General features: G+C 67.5%; 3 protein-coding genes. 1 reads left to right on the plus strand and 2 read right to left on the minus strand.

The features are described from left to right. Positions 1-641: FAD binding domain-containing protein (locus WCB02_RS36275; RefSeq protein ID WP_423966431.1), on the minus strand; the 641-nt coding region annotated here is incomplete at its 3' end. Next, a complete protein-coding gene (locus tag WCB02_RS36280; RefSeq protein WP_423966433.1) occupies positions 638-1,135 on the minus strand; it encodes a (2Fe-2S)-binding protein in 498 nt (165 codons plus the stop codon). The genes WCB02_RS36275 and WCB02_RS36280, both read right to left, overlap by 4 nt. A 197-nt stretch (positions 1,136-1,332) precedes the next feature. Between WCB02_RS36280 and WCB02_RS36285 the strand changes: the two genes are divergently transcribed. Then, the coding region (locus tag WCB02_RS36285) for a TetR/AcrR family transcriptional regulator (protein WP_423966435.1) at positions 1,333-1,784 on the plus strand (452 nt) is incomplete at its 3' end.

Raw genomic sequence — 1,784 nt, forward strand, 5'->3', positions numbered from 1 at the left:
GCGACGATCAGGTCGCCCGGCTCGAGCACGACATCCTGCTCCGGCGTGGCGCCCGGCAGCCGATGCAGCGCCTCGAGCGCGATCTCGCGCTTGCCGGTTCGGCCTTCGATCTCGACGATTGCATCGAAAGCGGCGAGCGGCACGCAGAAGTCCGACGGATTGGTCGCGATGCAGGCCTCGCTCCAGCCCAGCACCGCGTGCAGGCGGTTGTCGCCGTCGCGCGCATCGCAGCCCGATCCGGGGGTGCGCTTGTTGCAGGCAGAGGCGGGATCGTAGAAGTAGGCGCAGCGCGTCCGCTGCAAGAGATTGCCGCCGACGGTCGCGGCATTGCGCAACTGCGCCGACGCGCCGGAGAGCAGCGCTTCGGCGATCGCCGGATAGGCTTTTGCGAAATCAGGGTCGAGAGCGAGATCGGCATTTCGCACCAGCGCGCCGATGCGCAAGTCGCCATTGGCCTGGCGTTCGATCCGGTCGAGTCCCGGCAGACGCGAGACATCGACCAGACGCCGTGGCTGCACCACGCCGCCCTTCATCAGGTCGAGCAGATTGGTGCCGGCGGCGAGATAGGCGGCACCCGGTTCGGCCGCGGCCGCGACCGCCTCGGCCACGGTCTTGGGCTTCACATAATCGAACCGGTTCATGCGGCGCGCTCCGTTTTGGTGGAAGCGAGAGCTTTCTGCACGTCGAGCACCGCCTCGACGATCCCGGCATAGGCGCCGCAGCGGCACAGATTGCCGCTGAGGCCCTCGCGGATCCGCTCCGGATCGTCCCCGGCCTGGCCCTCGGCAAGCAGGCCGATCGCGCTCATGATCTGGCCCGGCGTGCAGAAGCCGCATTGGAAGCCGTCATGGGCGATGAAGGCGGCCTGCACCGGATGCAACTGGTCGCCTTGCGCGACGCCCTCGATGGTGAGGATCTCCGCACCTTCATGGCTTGCCGCCAAGGTCAGGCAGGAATTGATGCGCCGGCCGTCGACCAGCACGGTGCAGGCGCCGCATTGGCCGCGGTCGCATCCCTTCTTGGTTCCGGTCAGATCAAGACGCTCGCGCAGGAGATCGAGCAGTGTGACGCGCGGGTCGTCGAGCACGATTTCGCGTTGCTCACCATTGACGGTGAGCCTGATGGCCAGGTTCATGCGGTGTTCCGATCGATGCTATGGTCAAACCGGATCGCAGCGCTCACGGCCCGGAGGATTGTGAGCCGTTGCGATCCGCATCACGCGCGGGGCTTACCAGGGTTTAACTGGCCGAACGTGTTGCGTCGCACTATACGGAGGATGCCTCCGTTTATCAAGCGACGGCTGTTCAACAACCGGTGACAAGAACGCGCCACATGGCAAATGGGTCCGGACACAGGCTGCGCAAGCCCCGCGCTGACGGGCTGCGCAACCGCGAGCGGGTGCTGGAGGCGGCGAAAGCCGTGTTCAGCGCCGGCGGGCCGGACGCGAGCCTGGAAGCCGTGGCGCGGCAGGCCGGCGTCGGCATCGGCACGCTGTACCGGCATTTCCCGACCCGTGAGGCGCTGTTCGAGGCGGTCTATCGCCGCGAGGTCGAGCAGCTCGGCGAGCTGGCGGAAGAGTTGAAGAGCGAGGCCTCGCCGGTCGAGGCGCTGCGCCGCTGGCTGCGCGCCAATGTCGAGTTCGTCGCCACCAAGAAGGGGATGTCGGCGGCGCTGGCGCTGGCGGTGCAAAGCACCTCGGAACTCACCGCCTTCTCGTTCGAGCGGCTGACCAAGGCCGTCGGCGCCCTGCTCGACCGCGCCATCGAAGCCGGCGAGATCCGCGC

Source organism: Bradyrhizobium sp., assembly GCF_049581145.1.
Lineage (GTDB): Bacteria > Pseudomonadota > Alphaproteobacteria > Rhizobiales > Xanthobacteraceae > Bradyrhizobium.